Annotated in this window: 8 protein-coding genes, 2 tRNA genes and 3 rRNA genes; 6 read left to right on the top strand and 7 right to left on the bottom strand. The window is 57.0% G+C overall.

Features of this window, described 5'->3' with window-relative positions:
• Positions 1-906: 906 nt before the first annotated feature.
• A complete protein-coding gene (locus NMB38_RS00640; RefSeq protein WP_028687928.1) occupies positions 907-3,063 on the top strand; it encodes a type I secretion system permease/ATPase in 2,157 nt (718 codons plus the stop codon).
• Positions 3,053-4,429, top strand: a complete 1,377-nt coding sequence (locus NMB38_RS00635) for an HlyD family type I secretion periplasmic adaptor subunit (protein ID WP_023535148.1) — start codon at positions 3,053-3,055, stop codon at positions 4,427-4,429. Before NMB38_RS00640 ends, NMB38_RS00635 begins: the two co-directional genes overlap by 11 nt.
• A gap of 45 nt (positions 4,430-4,474) precedes the next feature.
• Here the strand turns inward: NMB38_RS00635 and lapD are convergent, their stop codons facing one another.
• On the bottom strand, positions 4,475-6,433 hold the full coding sequence (lapD, locus tag NMB38_RS00630; protein ID WP_088523836.1) for a cyclic di-GMP receptor LapD: 1,959 nt from the start codon (positions 6,431-6,433) through the stop codon (positions 4,475-4,477).
• 10 nt (positions 6,434-6,443) lie between these two features.
• A complete protein-coding gene (lapG, locus tag NMB38_RS00625; protein WP_173645901.1) occupies positions 6,444-7,205 on the bottom strand; it encodes a cysteine protease LapG in 762 nt (253 codons plus the stop codon).
• Positions 7,206-7,407: 202 nt separating this feature from the next.
• Here lapG and NMB38_RS00620 point away from each other — a divergent pair, with 202 nt between their 5' ends.
• The 4 genes from NMB38_RS00620 (at position 7,408) to NMB38_RS00605 (ending at position 12,258) form a co-directional block, all read left to right on the top strand.
• Positions 7,408-8,097, top strand: coding sequence for a GntR family transcriptional regulator (locus NMB38_RS00620; protein ID WP_027915753.1), 690 nt, complete (start codon positions 7,408-7,410; stop codon positions 8,095-8,097).
• Between the two features lie 91 nt (positions 8,098-8,188).
• Positions 8,189-8,686: a sigma-70 family RNA polymerase sigma factor gene (locus NMB38_RS00615; protein ID WP_027915754.1), complete on the top strand. Its 498-nt coding sequence runs from the start codon at positions 8,189-8,191 to the stop codon at positions 8,684-8,686.
• A gap of 11 nt (positions 8,687-8,697) precedes the next feature.
• Positions 8,698-9,672, top strand: a complete 975-nt coding sequence (locus NMB38_RS00610; RefSeq protein ID WP_345956482.1) for a FecR domain-containing protein — start codon at positions 8,698-8,700, stop codon at positions 9,670-9,672.
• A gap of 99 nt (positions 9,673-9,771) precedes the next feature.
• Positions 9,772-12,258: a TonB-dependent siderophore receptor gene (locus NMB38_RS00605; protein ID WP_104925685.1), complete on the top strand. Its 2,487-nt coding sequence runs from the start codon at positions 9,772-9,774 to the stop codon at positions 12,256-12,258.
• 108 nt (positions 12,259-12,366) lie between these two features.
• Here the strand turns inward: NMB38_RS00605 and rrf (NMB38_RS00600) are convergent.
• The 5 genes from rrf (NMB38_RS00600) to NMB38_RS00580 form a co-directional block, all read right to left on the bottom strand.
• Positions 12,367-12,482, bottom strand: a 5S ribosomal RNA gene (rrf, locus tag NMB38_RS00600).
• Between the two features lie 107 nt (positions 12,483-12,589).
• Positions 12,590-12,705: ribosomal RNA gene (gene rrf / locus NMB38_RS00595) — 5S ribosomal RNA — on the bottom strand.
• A 133-nt stretch (positions 12,706-12,838) separates the two neighbouring features.
• A 23S ribosomal RNA gene (locus NMB38_RS00590) occupies positions 12,839-15,731 on the bottom strand.
• Positions 15,732-15,974: 243 nt separating this feature from the next.
• Positions 15,975-16,050 (bottom strand) — tRNA-Ala (locus NMB38_RS00585).
• Between the two features lie 24 nt (positions 16,051-16,074).
• Positions 16,075-16,151, bottom strand: a tRNA-Ile gene (locus NMB38_RS00580).
• Positions 16,152-16,214 lie beyond the last annotated feature (63 nt).

The raw sequence follows: 16,214 nt of genomic DNA, 5'->3' as shown, positions 1-16,214 counted from the left end.
GCCAGAGCGGCATCCGCAGCCACCTGAACAGGAATTATGTCGATGATCTCTTGACGCTTGATTGCGTCAATATTCCGTCTATGACGAAATGTAATTAGACTTATGCCAAACTATTGACCTTATATCGGCCATCCTAAACAATCACCAAGGTAATGTCACATTGATATTTTTACCTTAGCCAAGGGCCAATCAACAGCAAATGCGTTGCGTCATTAAAACAGCGCAATGGCACGGAGCACGCGGGCCCAGGTGATGACAGCAGCCATAAATCACATGCCTTTCAACCGTTCGTCGGGCTCAATAGGACCAACAGCGTCAATAGAAGGTCAATTTTGTTTATTGACGCCACATTTCCAAGACTCGTAAGCATAAACCTTGCCGATTACATGCCCGAGACGCCCCTTGATGTTGCCAATTTTCAGGCTGCTTCACCGTAGAATGAACGACGACCGAATGCGCTAATCGTCTAAACAGGCCTTATAACGCGCCTGCGATTATCGGCCAGAGTCGACAACGGAAGTGGATTTACCTGGATGAATTTTACCTAACACGGGTCGCACCAACGCCAGCAAACCAGCGCCTGATAAATGACATTGAGCTAGGCTGTAACGGCAGGCCTGTCACATGTCGTTTCTCTGCGCCTATCCCAGCATCCTGAAGCCTGGATTGCAGCGTGATTCAGAAATGAAACGTTTGTCTGCTGATCAGCGTCATGTAGTAAAGAGACCGATACAGTTGTTTACTCACCACCTAATTCAAGGCGACCATTGGCGACACACTGCATCGCTCGCTGCATGCCTACCGAGCGCCGACATGCATTGCCCCACTGAATGCCTGAGTTTGCTGCCATCGAATGATCGGCGGCCAGCTCATCCCCACCCACCACAAGGATGAAGAGAGCGCCGCGTGGAATCAGAAGTCAGTCGAGTCCAGCTCAACCATGACCCACGTAGTCAGCACGACGATCCTTTGCTGGATAGTCTGCTGAGCTTGTGTGTACTGCACCAGAAACCTGCCAGCCGGGTCATGCTTACCACGGGTCTGCCTTTACCCGCACAGCGCCTGAGCCCCGAGCTGCTGCCCCGTGCGGCGGCCAGGGCCGGCCTGCAGGGCCGTCTGTTGCAGCGCAAGCTGGAGCAGATTCCAAGCATTGCCATGCCCGCGATCCTGTTGCTAAAAGGCGGACGCAGTGCCGTGTTGCTCGGGTGGGAAAACGAAGACACTGCACGGCTGTTACTGAGCGAAAGCGATGGCGGCGAAGTTCAGGTCAGCCGTGAGACACTTCAGGATGACTACAGCGGGCGAGTGTTCTTCGCGCAGCCGCAGCACAAATTCGACGTCAACCATGGCAACCTGATCCCCCGAGCCAAATCCTGGTTCCGAGACACGCTGCTGCGCAGCAAGTGGCTGTACATCGATGCCATCGCCGCGAGCCTTGTGATCAACCTGATCGCCCTGGCCGCGCCACTGTTCGTCATGAACGTGTATGACCGGGTCGTTCCCAACCAGGCGACCTCGACCCTCTGGGTGCTGGCGGTCGGTATCGCGGGCGCCTATATCTTCGACCTGATCCTCAAGGGCCTGCGCGGATTATGTCTGGACCTTGCAGGGAAAAAGACCGACCTGATCATTTCGGCGACACTATTCGAACGTATCGTGGGCATGTCGATGAAGTATCGACCGGCCCGGGTAGGCAGCTTTGCCCAGAACATTCACGAGTTCCAAGGCCTTCGTGACTTCCTGGCGTCGTTGACGCTGACTAGCCTGATCGACTTGCCGTTCACGGTGCTGATCCTGATCGTCATCGCGATCATTGGCGGACACTTGGTGTGGATCCCGATCATCGCCTTCCCACTGGCCTTGGGCATCGGCTATGCCCTGCAGCGGCCGCTGATGGCGACCATGGAGCGGACCATGGCGCTGGCCTCGGAGCGCCAGTCGAGCCTGATCGAGACCCTGGCAGGGCTGGACGCAGTGAAGGTCAACAACGCCGAGAGCGAGCGGCAGTACATGTGGGAACAGACGCTCGGTACCCTCAGCCGGCTGGAATTGCGCGTCAAGGTACTGTCGAGCCTGGCCATGAACATCACCCTGCTCATTCAGCAGTTGGCAGGGGTGGCGATGATCTGCGTGGGTGTGTACCTGATCATCGACGGCAACTTGAGCATGGGCGGCCTGGTGGCGTGCTACATGCTCAGCGGCCGCGCCCTTGGGCCCTTGGGGCAGCTCAACGGCCTGTTGGCTCGTTACCAGCAAGCCAAGGTAACCATGGTGTCCACCGACCACATGATGGAGCTGCCACAAGAGCGCAACTTTGAAGAACGCCCGCTCAGCCGTAGGGTATTGCAGGGTAGCGTGGAATTCCGCGGCGTGGATTTCACTTACCCCAACCAGCAGAACATGGCGCTGAAGAACATCAACCTGACCATCCGCCCTGGCGAGAAGGTAGGGATCATCGGGCGCAGCGGGTCGGGCAAGAGTTCACTGGCCAAGCTGATCGTTGGCCTGTACGAGGCCGATGGCGGCTCATTGCTGGTCGACGGCGTGGATATCCGCCAGATCGACGTCAGCGAACTGCGCCACAACATTGGTTATGTGCCCCAGGACATTCAGCTGTTGGCGGGCACGCTGCGGGACAATCTGGTCAGCGGGGCCCGCTACATCGATGACGAAATGATCTTGCAGGCGGCTGAGCTTGCAGGCGTGCATGAGTTCGCGCGACTGCACCCGGACGGCTACGAGCTGCAGGTCGGCGAACGTGGTCAGAACCTATCCGGCGGGCAGCGGCAGAACGTGGCCCTGGGCCGTGCATTGCTGTTGAACCCACAGATCCTGCTGCTCGACGAACCCACCAGCGCCATGGACAACACCGGCGAAGAACGCCTGAAGCAGCGTTTGCAGGCCGTGGTGGAAAGCAAGACGGTACTGTTGGTGACTCACCGTGCATCGCTGCTGTCACTCGTGGACCGCCTGATCGTGATCGATCGCGGGCAGATCGTTGCCGATGGCCCGAAAGCGGCCGTCATGGATGCGTTGAAGAAGGGGCAGATCAGTGTCGCATAAGCTGGATTTCGGGCAACTCAAGGAAGGCCTGCGGCGTTACTTCAAGGGCAGCGATTCGTTGGGCGGTCAGCCGCTGCCCGAGGTCAACAAGGCCCTTATCGAGGACGCGCCGCGCGTGGTGCGCCTGACGATCTGGGGCGTCATCCTGTTCTTCGTGTTCCTGATCGTGTGGGCCAGCTTTGCGCCTATTGATGAGGTGACGCGTGGTGAAGGCAAGGCCATCCCGTCATCCAAGGTGCAGAAAATCCAGAACCTGGAAGGCGGCATCGTGGCGGAAATCTTTGCCAAGGAAGGCGAGATCGTCGAGGTGGGGCAGCCTCTGCTGCGCCTGGATGAGACCCGCTTCGCGTCCAACGTGGGGGAAACGGAAGCCGATCGGCTGTCCATGGCCCTGCGGGTTCAGCGCCTGAGTGCAGAGGTCGACGGCAAGCCGTTAGAGATCGACGAAGAATTGCGCAAGGCCGCACCTAGCCAAGCGGCCAGCGAAGAATCGTTGTACCAGAGTCGGCGCCAGCAGCTTCAGGACGAAATTGGCGGACTGCAACAGCAACTGGTCCAGCGCCAGCAGGAACTGCGCGAGTACAGCTCCAAGCGCGGGCAGTACGCCAACAGCCTTGAGCTGCTGCGTAAAGAAATCAGCATGTCGGAGCCTTTGGTCGCGACGGGTGCTATTTCCCAAGTGGAGGTGCTGCGCTTGCGTCGTGCCGAGGTTGAGAACCGTGGTCAGCTTGACTCCACGTCGCTGGCCATCCCCCGTGCCGAAGCGGCCGTTCGAGAAGTGCAGAGCAAGATCGAAGAGACCCGCGGCAAGTTCCGAAGCGAGGCACTCACCCAGCTGAACGAAGCCCGGACCGAACTGAACAAGGCGACCGCTACCAGCAAGGCGCTGGATGACCGCGTTCACCGCACCATGGTGACCTCGCCTGTGCGGGGTATCGTCAAGCAGTTGCTGGTCAACACCATCGGCGGCGTGATTCAGCCAGGCAGCGACATCATCGAGGTCGTCCCGCTGGACGACACGCTGGTCATCGAGGCCAAGATCCTGCCGAAGGACATTGCCTTCCTGCACCCAGGCCAGGAAGCCACGGTCAAGTTCACCGCGTACGACTACACCATCTACGGGGGACTCAAGGCCAAGCTTGAGCAGATCGGCGCCGATACCATCACCGACGAAGACAAGAAGACCACGTACTACCTGATTAAGCTGCGTACCGATCGCAGCCATCTGGGCACCGATGAAAAGCCGCTGCTGATCATTCCCGGGATGGTGGCAACGGTCGATATCATGACCGGCAAGAAGACCATCATGAGCTACCTGCTCAAGCCCATCATGAAGGCCCGCTCCGAGGCCTTGCGCGAACGCTGAGGGTGTGCCCGCACGGCCTTGCGTGCGGGCCCTCATTTCTGCAGGTCAGCGCTTATCGTGCGCCCAAGGGGCAGGCTCACCCACCAACTGCCCCTGAATGCCTCCTACACCCATTTCGCAGAGCACTGCGCGCTCACCTTCGGTTTCCACGCGCTCGGCCACCAGAGGCAGGTCGATGCTGTGCGCGGCACGCTGGATCGCCTCGATGAACAAGCGTTTGTGCTGTTCATGGTCGATGTTACGGATGTAGCTGCCATCAATCTTCAGGTAAGCCAACCCAAGGTGGGACAGGTTACCGATCATGCTGAAACGTCCGCCAAAGCGTTGCAGTGCCAGGCCGAAGCCAAGGCTGTGCAGCCTTCGAGTCAATTTCTCCAACGCCGGCTGGTCAGGTAGCTGCTCTTCACCGATTTCGAACACCAGACGCGGCCCGAGGGCGACGTTCTGGCTGAGCAGTTCGAAAATGCGTTGCAGCGCCTGGGCGTCCGCCAAGGTAGCGGCGGAAAGGTTCAGCGCCAGCACCTGGTCGTGGCCACGCATGTGCGCCAGCACCTTCTGCAGCACCAGAAGGTCCAGCCTTGGCATCCAGCCAAAGCGCTCGAGCCAAGGGAGGAATCGACCGGCTGGAAGCGCCTCGCCTTGTCGATCCTTCAGGCGGGATATCACCTTGTGGTGCAGCACCTGCTGGGCGGTTGCACAATCGACCACCGGCTGGAAAAACAGCTCGAAGTGACCGTTGCTGAAGGCCTGGTCGAGGCGCTCATGCCAGTCGTGCTGGCTGTCGGCAGCCACGGCAGCGACGCCTTGCTCCAGGCAGACCCAACCCGGGGTTGGCTGGTTCTCCGCGCGTGCCAGGGCTTCATCAGCCAGTTTGAGCAACGCTGGAGGCGCGTCGCCCGGGCTGAAGGGGGCCAAGCCGATGCAGGCCACCGGTTGAATATCGGTGGCCCCCGTCTCATGCAGGCTCTGCAGCGTAGCCTCAAGCGCCTGGGCCAGCTGTATGGCTTCTTCATGCACCATGCCAGGTGCCAGCACGGCGAATTCACCACCCCGGCTGCGGGAAATCAGGTCGTTGGTTTCCGGGAAGCTTGCGCAGGCGCGGCGCAATTGCTCACCGACGGCTTGCAGCAACTGATCCGTGCGTTGGCCACCCAGACGCGCGTTGAGGCCCGCCAGGCCTTGAACCCGAAGTAACAACAGGTAGCCTGCCCGTGCTTCCTCAAGGTTGCTGACCCGAGCATTGAGCTGCATTTCGAAATAGCGACGGTTGGACAGACCGGTCAAGGTGTCTTGATAGGACTCGGCGCGTAACCGCTCGCTGCGCTCGGCCTGCTCGGTGAACAGTGCCTTGAGCTTTTCGACCATCTGGTTCATGGCCTGGACGACGCGCCTGAGCTCGGGTGTGCGGGGCAGTTCAGGCAGGCTCAGGAATTCACGCCTGGCGATGGCATGGGACTGTTCGACCATGTAGTCCAGCGGCTTGAGCTGCCGGCGCAGCAGCAACGCCCCCAGAATGGCGCTGGCGGCACCACAGAGCAGTAGCCAGCCCAGGCTGCCCAACGCGCTTTGCCAGAGCTTGGCAATGGCGAACATGGGGTGACTGATGACCTCGACGCGTGCCGCCTGCTGCCAGCCACGGCTGACCAACGCATCGCCACCGGCAGCTTCCAGACCGATCAGGTGAACGAACCAACGGGGTACGCCCCCAGGGTCTGGTTCGGCATGGCGCTCGACGAGCACCGTATTGGAAGCCAGGTCCACCACTTTGATACTGGCGTAGTAGCCACTGTCGAAGATCGAACTCACCATCAGCTCGACCATGGCAGGGTCATCGATATTGGGCGTAAGCGACAGGGCCAGCGCAGTGGCTGCATCCTGTGCATGCGAGCGGAGCTGGTTGACATACTGGCTTCGCGAACTCTCCAGGCTGACCATGAAACTGCCGGTGAACGCCACTACCAGGAGCAGGCAAATAGCCAACAGCAATTGTTTGAACAGTGACATCTGTGCTCCTTCAGTAAACCGGCTCGGCCGGGAAGCCTTCGGCCTGCATTTTTTTCAATAGGTCCTGCCAGCGCGACAAGCGCTTGGTGTCGCCGACTTTCTTGTTGCCACCGGCGCCTGTCAGCCATAGGCCTTCACCGTTGAAGGCATAGACGGGCAACAGGTCGGGGCGCTGGCTGGCCGGCTTGATCGCGTCCATCAGGCTGTCGAGCACCAACGGCTGCGCCTGGGGCGTTGAATAATAGGTCAGTACCATGTGTGCCCGGTTCTGTCGCAAGGCCTTGACGTAGGTGATCCGCAGTTTCTCGCTGGGGATGCCCATGCGCCTGAGGCTGAAGTACTTGGCGATAGCGTAATCCTCGCAATCGCCAGCCCCTTTTATCAGTGCTTGGACCGGTGTTGCCCAGTAATCGACCTCGTGCCACAGATCGATATCCTCGACGTAGCGCAATTGTTGGTTAAAGAACCGGTTGACCACCTGCAGACGCTCAAGCTCAGTCCCCTGCTTCTGGGTGGCCATGAGGTTCTGCCACGCATCGATTCGCGCTTTGCCCTCCCCCAATGGCCCGTACAGCGCTTGAGACTGGCGACTGATCTGGGCGAAATCCCAGTCGGCATGCAAACCGCCCAGCAGCAGGCCACCCAGCAGCGCAGCCAGGGCAACTCGGTGCAGCACGGTTTTGAGCATCGGGGTGATCGCCACTGCCAAGCACTGTCCAGGCCAGTCGAAAGAAGCGATGGTGCGGCCTGACACCGCAAAAGACAATGGCACATCGCGATCATCGGCCTCTGTGTCGGAGTACGCCGGATCAACGCTTGCCGCGCGGGTCATGTCACTTCCTTTGCAGAGCAACTTCATCCACCATAGCCGCGCCCTGGGGCATGCCCCCAGTAGAGGCCAGCATTTGACACGTCATACCGCTATAACCGTGTCATTGGATCCAACTTTGGTAATCGTTTAAGGCAGGCGTTGCGTGGGCAACAAAATCAAACTGAGCAGCGTGTTGAACAGTGAACAGTTGCTGCCACATCTGGCCCGCGGCGTTATTGAAGAACGCGTGCGCAGTGCCATTCTCGAGGGTCGTTTGCCACCCGGAACGGCAATCAGGCAACAGGAGTTGGCGACACTTTATGGCGTCAGCCGTATGCCCGTGCGTGAGGCGCTGCGTCAACTGGAAGCGCAGTCACTGTTGAACGTGGAGCTTCACAAGGGCGCAGTCGTTGCGCCGCTGATAGGCGAGGATGCGGCAGATGCCTACGATTTGCGTGTTCTGCTCGAAAGCGAGGCGTTGCGTCAATCCATTCCGCTTCTGACGGCGCAAGACATCGCCAAGGCCCGCAGTTGCATCCAGCAACTGGAAAACGAAACACGACATGCCGAGATCGCTCGTCTTAATCGTGAGCTTCACATGGTGCTTTATAGCAAGGCAGCGAACCATAAACTGCTGCGCCTGATCGATAACGAATTGATGCAAGAGGAGCGGTTTCTACGCTTTCATCTTTCGTCGATGGGCCTGGGCAAGCTCACCCAAGACGATCACACGGCCTTGGTCGATGCCGCCAGTGCCAAACGTGTCAGCGATGCAATTGCGGTATTGGAGCAGCACCTCAACAGCGCAGCCGTGACCATTCGAAGGTACTTGGACAGCCAGCGCTCGCACTGAATGGCTTGGGGACCGACAGGTAGGTTGCAAAATCTCGCGCCGGGCGAAACAATGAGACTAATTATCATTTAAGCCCTGATAGCTGTGTCTCATGCCTAGCAACGATCTCGTGCAAAACCTCTACAGTGCTCATCATGGCTGGCTGCATACATGGCTGCGCCACAGGCTTGGCAATGCGGCCGACGCTGCTGACGTGGCCCAGGATACCTTCATGCGGCTGTTGCAACGCCGCGAGCATCTGCAGATACAACAGCCCAGGGCGTTTCTGCGCACGGTGGCGCGCGGGTTGATCATCGACCACTGGCGTCGAGAGGAACTGCACAAAGCCTATCTGGAAGCGCTGGCGCTGGTGCCGGAGGCTAACACGCCCGATGTGGAGACCCGCGAGCTGCTGCTGGAGTTGCTTGAACGCATTGCCAAGATGCTCGATGGCCTAAAGCCAAAGGTTCGCACTGCTTTCCTGCTAGCCCAATGCGAGGGCCTGCGGCATCAGGAAATTGCACAGCAGATGGGCGTATCGGTGAGAACGGTGGAGCGCTACATTGCTGACGCGCTTTATCACTGCTACCTGCTGCGCTACGAAGCGTAATGACACCGGTTATGCCTAGCCCTCATCCCGACGCCAAGACGGTCAGACAAGCCATCCAGTGGATGCTGAAACTTCGCCACAGTGGTGAGGATCCGACTTTGAACGAGCGTCTCGCGCAGTGGCGCTCAGAGGCTGCGACCCACGAGCTGGCCTGGCAACGCGTGCTGCATTTGGAACAGGACCTGGACCTGCGCCACGTGCCCGCTGTGGGGGTTGCGCTGCAGACACTGGAGGCCAGTCATCGGCGCCTTGAGCGGCGACAGGCGTTGAAGCTGCTGGGCACCGTTGCCGTGTTCGGATCGGCAGCATGGCTGAGCAAGGACTTGAGTGTGGTACAGGCCTGGTCATCCGACTACGCGACAGCCACGGGTGAGCGCAGAGACGTGACCTTACCCGACGGCTCTCGGCTACAACTCAATACCCGAAGTGCCGTGGACGTGGCCTTCAACAGGCAGCAATTGTCGATCGACCTCAAGCGGGGTGAGGTCATGCTGGACTGTCGACAGGCAGCTCCTGGACAACCTCCAGTCACTCTGCGCACGAATACCGCAGCGTTGCAAACCGTCGGGGGGCGCTTCGTGGGGCGTATCGAGGACGATTGCCTACGGGTGGTCGTCAGTGAGGGGCGAGTATTCACTCGCAGCCAGAGCACCGGCCTGATCCAATGGCTCGAGCCAGGTGGAGAATGGCGCGTCACCGCCAGCGGTGCCGAGCAGGTGACGCCTTCAGGGATGGACGCGATGGCCTGGACCGAAGGCCTCATCGTGGGCAAGAACATGTTGCTCAGGGATTTCCTGACGCAGATCAGCCGATACCGCCGCGGTTATCTCACCTGCAGCGATGACATTGCTGAGCTCCGTTTGTCCGGGGTATTCCGCCTCCAGAATCCAGAACATCTCCTGCAATTGCTGCCCACCACGCTTCCCGTTCAAGTCCGTCATTTAACGCGATGGTGGGTGCGCGTGGAAGCGCTGGGTCGTGCCTAGACTTTGGTGAACAAAGCCTGCTCCTAATGTGTCGGGTTTTGGCCGCGTATCCGGCTAGATCAGTGAGAAGAATCTCCTGCACATTTTACGGACCCTTTCATGTCAACCAACCCGGTAAAACTGTACGCCTTTGGCGCGAATGATTTTCGACCTGTCTTGCACTCAGATTTGCTAAGCAATGCCATCCGCGCTGCCTTGCTGGGTACGGCACTTGGATTGGCCATGGTGCCTGGCATCACACTCGCCGCTGATACCTCACTGGTCAGCTCGACTTATGCAATTGCGCCTGGGCCCCTGGATGAAGTGCTCAATCAATTTGCTCGTCAGGCGGGCATCACGCTTTCCAGTACGCCGGCACTCACTCAAGGCTTGCAGTCCAGAGGCCTTCACGGACAGTACTCGGCTGAGCAGGCGTTAGGGGTGCTGTTGGCAGGAAGCGGCTTGACGGCGTTGGATCAAGGAAACCGGACCTTCATCGTACAGGCTCAGCCAGCGGAAGCTGCGCTGGCGTTACCCGATACGGACATTCGAGGTTTCACCCTGGGCAATGCCTTGGGGAGCATGGAGGGTTATAACGCCACCCACAGCCAGGTCGCTACTAAAAGCAGCTTGGCACTGGTAGAGACATCCCAATCGGTTTCGGTGGTAACCCGGCAACAGATCGACGACCAAGGTTCTCAAACCGTCGCCCAGGCCATGCGCTATACCCCAGGGGTGATGACCAGCCCCTATGGCGCGACGCACCGGTATGACTACGTGGCCATGCGAGGTTTCAATGACGGGTCGGTGGATAACATCTACGTAGACGGCCTCAAGTCCATGGGGGACAACGGCACCTACAGCACGATGCAGGTCGACCCCTATTTCCTGGAACGGATCGATGTCTTGAAAGGGCCTTCTTCGGTCCTTTATGGCCGTAGCTCACCGGGTGGATTGGTCGCACTGACCACCAAAAAGCCCGTGTTCACCGCTTTCCATCAAGTTCAAGCGTCGGTTGGTACCCAAGGTCAGCGCGGGCTGGGCTTCGATACCAGCGGCCCGTTGGATGCAGACAAGCGTATTGCCTATCGCCTGACCGGTTTGGCAGACGCTTCGGATACTCAGTTCGATCACAACAAGGAAGAACGTTACGCCATCGCTCCGTCGCTTAGCATCGACTTCAGCGAAGACACATCGCTGACCCTGCAGGCCTACTTGCAGCGTGATCCAAACGGGGGGTATCACGGCGGTAATCCTGCAGACGGGATGCTGAGCAAGCGTAATGGGGTACGCCTGTCGGATCACTTCTTCGAAGGGGAGCCGGGCATCGACAATTACGAGCGCACCCAGCAGTCGTTCAGTTACCAGTTCGAGCATCGCTTCAACGATGTATTTACCGCGCGGCAGAACTTCCGCTACCAGGACTCGGACGTATCGATGGACCAGGTGTACTCGGCAGGTTGGGCAGATGCCGACAGTACCGTCCTCAACCGAGCTTACACCGGGGGTGATGAGCGGCTGCACTCCTACATCATCGACAACATGGTCCAGGCTGAATTCTTCACCGGCATTGCCAAGCACACCCTGCTGCTGGGCACGGATTACCAGCGCCGCAAAGCCGATGTCTCGTGGCGTTATGGCACTGTAGATCCGCTGGATGCGGCTAACCCGCAGTATGGTAATGGCAACCTGCAGGTGCTCGGTGAAAACCGATACCAACGCCGGTTGCAACAGACGGGTGTCTATCTGCAGGATCTGGTGGAGCTGGATCAATGGCGCTTCTCACTGGGCCTGCGCCAGGATTGGGTCAAGGTATCCGAGGAAAATCGTGATACCAATACCAGGGTCAGTGACAAGCGTTCCAACTTCACGACTCGCGCTGGGGTGCTCTATCTCTTCGAGAATGGCCTGGCGCCGTATGTGAGCTACTCCGAGTCCTTCAACCCGAATACCGTATCCGATCAAGACGGAAAACCGCTTGCTCCTACCGAGGGCACTCAGTGGGAAGCCGGTATCAAGTATCAGCCACCTGGTAGCGACAACCTGTACACCGCCTCTGTGTTCCGTATCGAGCAGGAGAACCTGGCCTCCAAGCAACCGGATGAAGACTTCTACAGGCCTGTCGGTCAAGTGCGCTCGCAAGGGTTGGAGTTGGAAGCGCATGTGCAGGTCACTGATAACTTGAAACTGCTGGGTGGCTATACCTACACCGACATCGAGTACTCGAAATCGATGCCTAGCCTTGTATCCAGCGGTCTGGACAACAAAGGCAATTCGCCTACCCAAGCCCCGGAGCAAATGGTCTCGCTGTGGGCCGACTACAACTTCCGGCAAGGCGCGCTCGACGGGATTAGGTTGGGCGGCGGCGTGAGGTATGTGGGGCATAGCTGGGCAGATGCAGAGAACAGCCGCAAGGTGCCTTCCTACACGTTGGTTGATGCCTCGTTGGGCTACGACATGGGTAAGCTGGGTCTGAAGGGCTTGGATGTTCGTCTGAATGCCAACAACCTGACCAATCAGCGATACATCACCTCGTGCGCCAGTTTGAATTACTGCTACATGGGCGAAGAGCGTAATGTGAGCGCCACAGTGAGCTACCAGTTCTAAAGCGCACAGCGGGACAACCGCTTATCAGAAGCTAGTCATTGGGGGTGTTTAAACCCCCCAAAAGAAAAAGCCCCTGTCTGCAGCGCAGACAGGGGCTTTTTGTTTCAATCTTGACGATGACCTACTCTCACATGGGGAAACCCCACACTACCATCGGCGATGCATCGTTTCACTGCTGAGTTCGGGATGGGATCAGGTGGTTCCAATGCTCTATGGTCGTCAAGAAATTCTGTGTGCTGGCCCGTCATCGACGTGCCTGCGAATCTCTGTAGTTCCTACTTAAAGACAAAACCCCTACCTGCATACGCAGATAGGGGTTTTGCGAAATGAATCTTGACGATGACCTACTCTCACATGGGGAAACCCCACACTACCATCGGCGATGCATCGTTTCACTACTGAGTTCGGGATGGGATCAGGTGGTTCCAATGCTCTATGGTCGTCAAGAAATTCTGTAGCCAGAATGTCCTGTTGGACAGCCCAGCGAATTCGGATATGTGATGTTGTGATGCGTTGCGAACTTTCGGTTCATGTCATCTTCACCACCGCAATCTGCAGAAGCAAATTGCTTGGGTGTTATATGGTCAAGCCTCACGGGCAATTAGTATTGGTTAGCTCAACGCCTCACAGCGCTTACACACCCAACCTATCAACGTCGTAGTCTTCGACGGCCCTTTAGGGGATTCAAGATCCCAGTGAGATCTCATCTTGAGGCAAGTTTCCCGCTTAGATGCTTTCAGCGGTTATCTCTTCCGAACATAGCTACCCGGCAATGCCACTGGCGTGACAACCGGAACACCAGAGGTTCGTCCACTCCGGTCCTCTCGTACTAGGAGCAGCCCCTCTCAAATCTCAAACGTCCACGGCAGATAGGGACCGAACTGTCTCACGACGTTCTAAACCCAGCTCGCGTACCACTTTAAATGGCGAACAGCCATACCCTTGGGACCGGCTTCAGCCCCAGGATGTGATGAGCCGACATCGAGGTGCCAAACACCGCCGTCGATATGAACTCTTGGGCGGTATCAGCCTGTTATCCCCGGAGTACCTTTTATCCGTTGAGCGATGGCCCTTCCATACAGAACCACCGGATCACTAAGACCTACTTTCGTACCTGCTCGACGTGTGTGTCTCGCAGTCAAGCGCGCTTTTGCCTTTATACTCTACGACCGATTTCCGACCGGTCTGAGCGCACCTTCGTACTCCTCCGTTACTCTTTGGGAGGAGACCGCCCCAGTCAAACTACCCACCATACACTGTCCTCGATCCGGATAACGGACCTGAGTTAGAACCTCAAAGTTGCCAGGGTGGTATTTCAAGGATGGCTCCATGAGAACTGGCGTCCCCACTTCAAAGCCTCCCACCTATCCTACACAAGCAAATTCAAAGTCCAGTGCAAAGCTATAGTAAAGGTTCACGGGGTCTTTCCGTCTAGCCGCGGATACACTGCATCTTCACAGCGATTTCAATTTCACTGAGTCTCGGGTGGAGACAGCGCCGCCATCGTTACGCCATTCGTGCAGGTCGGAACTTACCCGACAAGGAATTTCGCTACCTTAGGACCGTTATAGTTACGGCCGCCGTTTACCGGGGCTTCGATCAAGAGCTTCGCTTGCGCTAACCCCATCAATTAACCTTCCGGCACCGGGCAGGCGTCACACCCTATACGTCCACTTTCGTGTTTGCAGAGTGCTGTGTTTTTAATAAACAGTCGCAGCGGCCTGGTATCTTCGACCAGCAAAAGCTTACGGGGCAAGCCCTTCACCTTCGCCGGCGCACCTTCTCCCGAAGTTACGGTGCCATTTTGCCTAGTTCCTTCACCCGAGTTCTCTCAAGCGCCTTGGTATTCTCTACCTAACCACCTGTGTCGGTTTGGGGTACGGTTCCCAGTTATCTGAAGCTTAGGAGCTTTTCTTGGAAGCATGGTATCAACCACTTCGTCGCCTAAAGGCAACTCGTCATCAGCTCTCGGCCTTGAAATCCCGGATTTGCCTAAGATTTCAGCCTACCACCTTAAACCTGGACAACCAACGCCAGGCTGGCCTAACCTTCTCCGTCCCTCCATCGCAATAACTGGAAGTACAGGAATATTAACCTGTTTTCCATCGACTACGCTTTTCAGCCTCGCCTTAGGGACCGACTAACCCTGCGTCGATTAACGTTGCGCAGGAAACCTTGGTCTTTCGGCGTGCGAGTTTTTCACTCGCATTGTCGTTACTCATGTCAGCATTCGCACTTCTGATACCTCCAGCAAGCTTCTCAACTCACCTTCACAGGCTTACAGAACGCTCCTCTACCGCATCATCATACGATGATACCCGTAGCTTCGGTGCATGGTTTGAGCCCCGTTACATCTTCCGCGCAGGCCGACTCGACTAGTGAGCTATTACGCTTTCTTTAAAGGGTGGCTGCTTCTAAGCCAACCTCCTAGCTGTCTAAGCCTTCCCACATCGTTTCCCACTTAACCATGACTTTGGGACCTTAGCTGACGGTCTGGGTTGTTTCCCTTTTCACGACGGACGTTAGCACCCGCCGTGTGTCTCCCATGCTCGGCACTTGTAGGTATTCGGAGTTTGCATCGGTTTGGTAAGTCGGGATGACCCCCTAGCCGAAACAGTGCTCTACCCCCTACAGTGATACATGAGGCGCTACCTAAATAGCTTTCGAGGAGAACCAGCTATCTCCGAGCTTGATTAGCCTTTCACTCCGATCCACAGGTCATCCGCTAACTTTTCAACGGTAGTCGGTTCGGTCCTCCAGTCAGTGTTACCTAACCTTCAACCTGCCCATGGATAGATCGCCCGGTTTCGGGTCTATACCCAGCGACTAAACGCCCTATTAAGACTCGCTTTCGCTACGCCTCCCCTATTCGGTTAAGCTCGCCACTGAATATAAGTCGCTGACCCATTATACAAAAGGTACGCAGTCACCTAACAAAGTAGGCTCCCACTGCTTGTACGCATACGGTTTCAGGTTCTATTTCACTCCCCTCTCCGGGGTTCTTTTCGCCTTTCCCTCACGGTACTGGTTCACTATCGGTCAGTCAGTAGTATTTAGCCTTGGAGGATGGTCCCCCCATATTCAGACAAAGTTTCTCGTGCTCCGTCCTACTCGATTTCATTGATAAGAGATTTTCGTGTACGGGGCTATCACCCACTATGGCCGCACTTTCCAGAGCGTTCCACTAATCTCAAATCAACTTAAGGGCTGGTCCCCGTTCGCTCGCCACTACTAAGGGAATCTCGGTTGATTTCTTTTCCTCAGGGTACTTAGATGTTTCAGTTCCCCTGGTTCGCCTCTTGCACCTATGTATTCAGTACAAGATAACCAGCTTGTGCTGGCTGGGTTCCCCCATTCAGAGATCTCTGGATCACAGTCTGTTTGCCGACTCCCCAAAGCTTTTCGCAGGCTACCACGTCTTTCATCGCCTCTGACTGCCAAGGCATCCACCGTATGCGCTTCTTCACTTGACCATATAACCCCAAGCAATCTGGTTATACTGTGAAGACGACATTCGCCGAAAATTCGCACGTCGCTCTTACGAGCAGAACTCACAAATTTTACCTTAGCCTGAATTCCAGCAGTGAAACTGGTCTTCAGTCTATTTCTATCACATATCCGAATTTTTAAAGAACGATCTGACAAAAGTCAGAAATCAACATTCATGCTGGAATGTTCATTTCTGTATTCTGAACAGTGCTGCAAACCTGAAGGATTGGTGGAGCCAAGCGGGATCGAACCGCTGACCTCCTGCGTGCAAGGCAGGCGCTCTCCCAGCTGAGCTATGGCCCCGTATTCTACGGCTGAACCAAGTAATGGTAGGTCTGGGCAGATTTGAACTGCCGACCTCACCCTTATCAGGGGTGCGCTCTAACCAACTGAGCTACAGACCTATAACAGGGTCGCGTTACAGCATCGTCTTTTACAATGAATCAAGCAATTCGTGTGGGAGCTCA

Source organism: Pseudomonas sp. FBCC-B35 (assembly GCF_059133755.1).
This window is presented reverse-complemented; position numbering and strand designations above follow the sequence as displayed.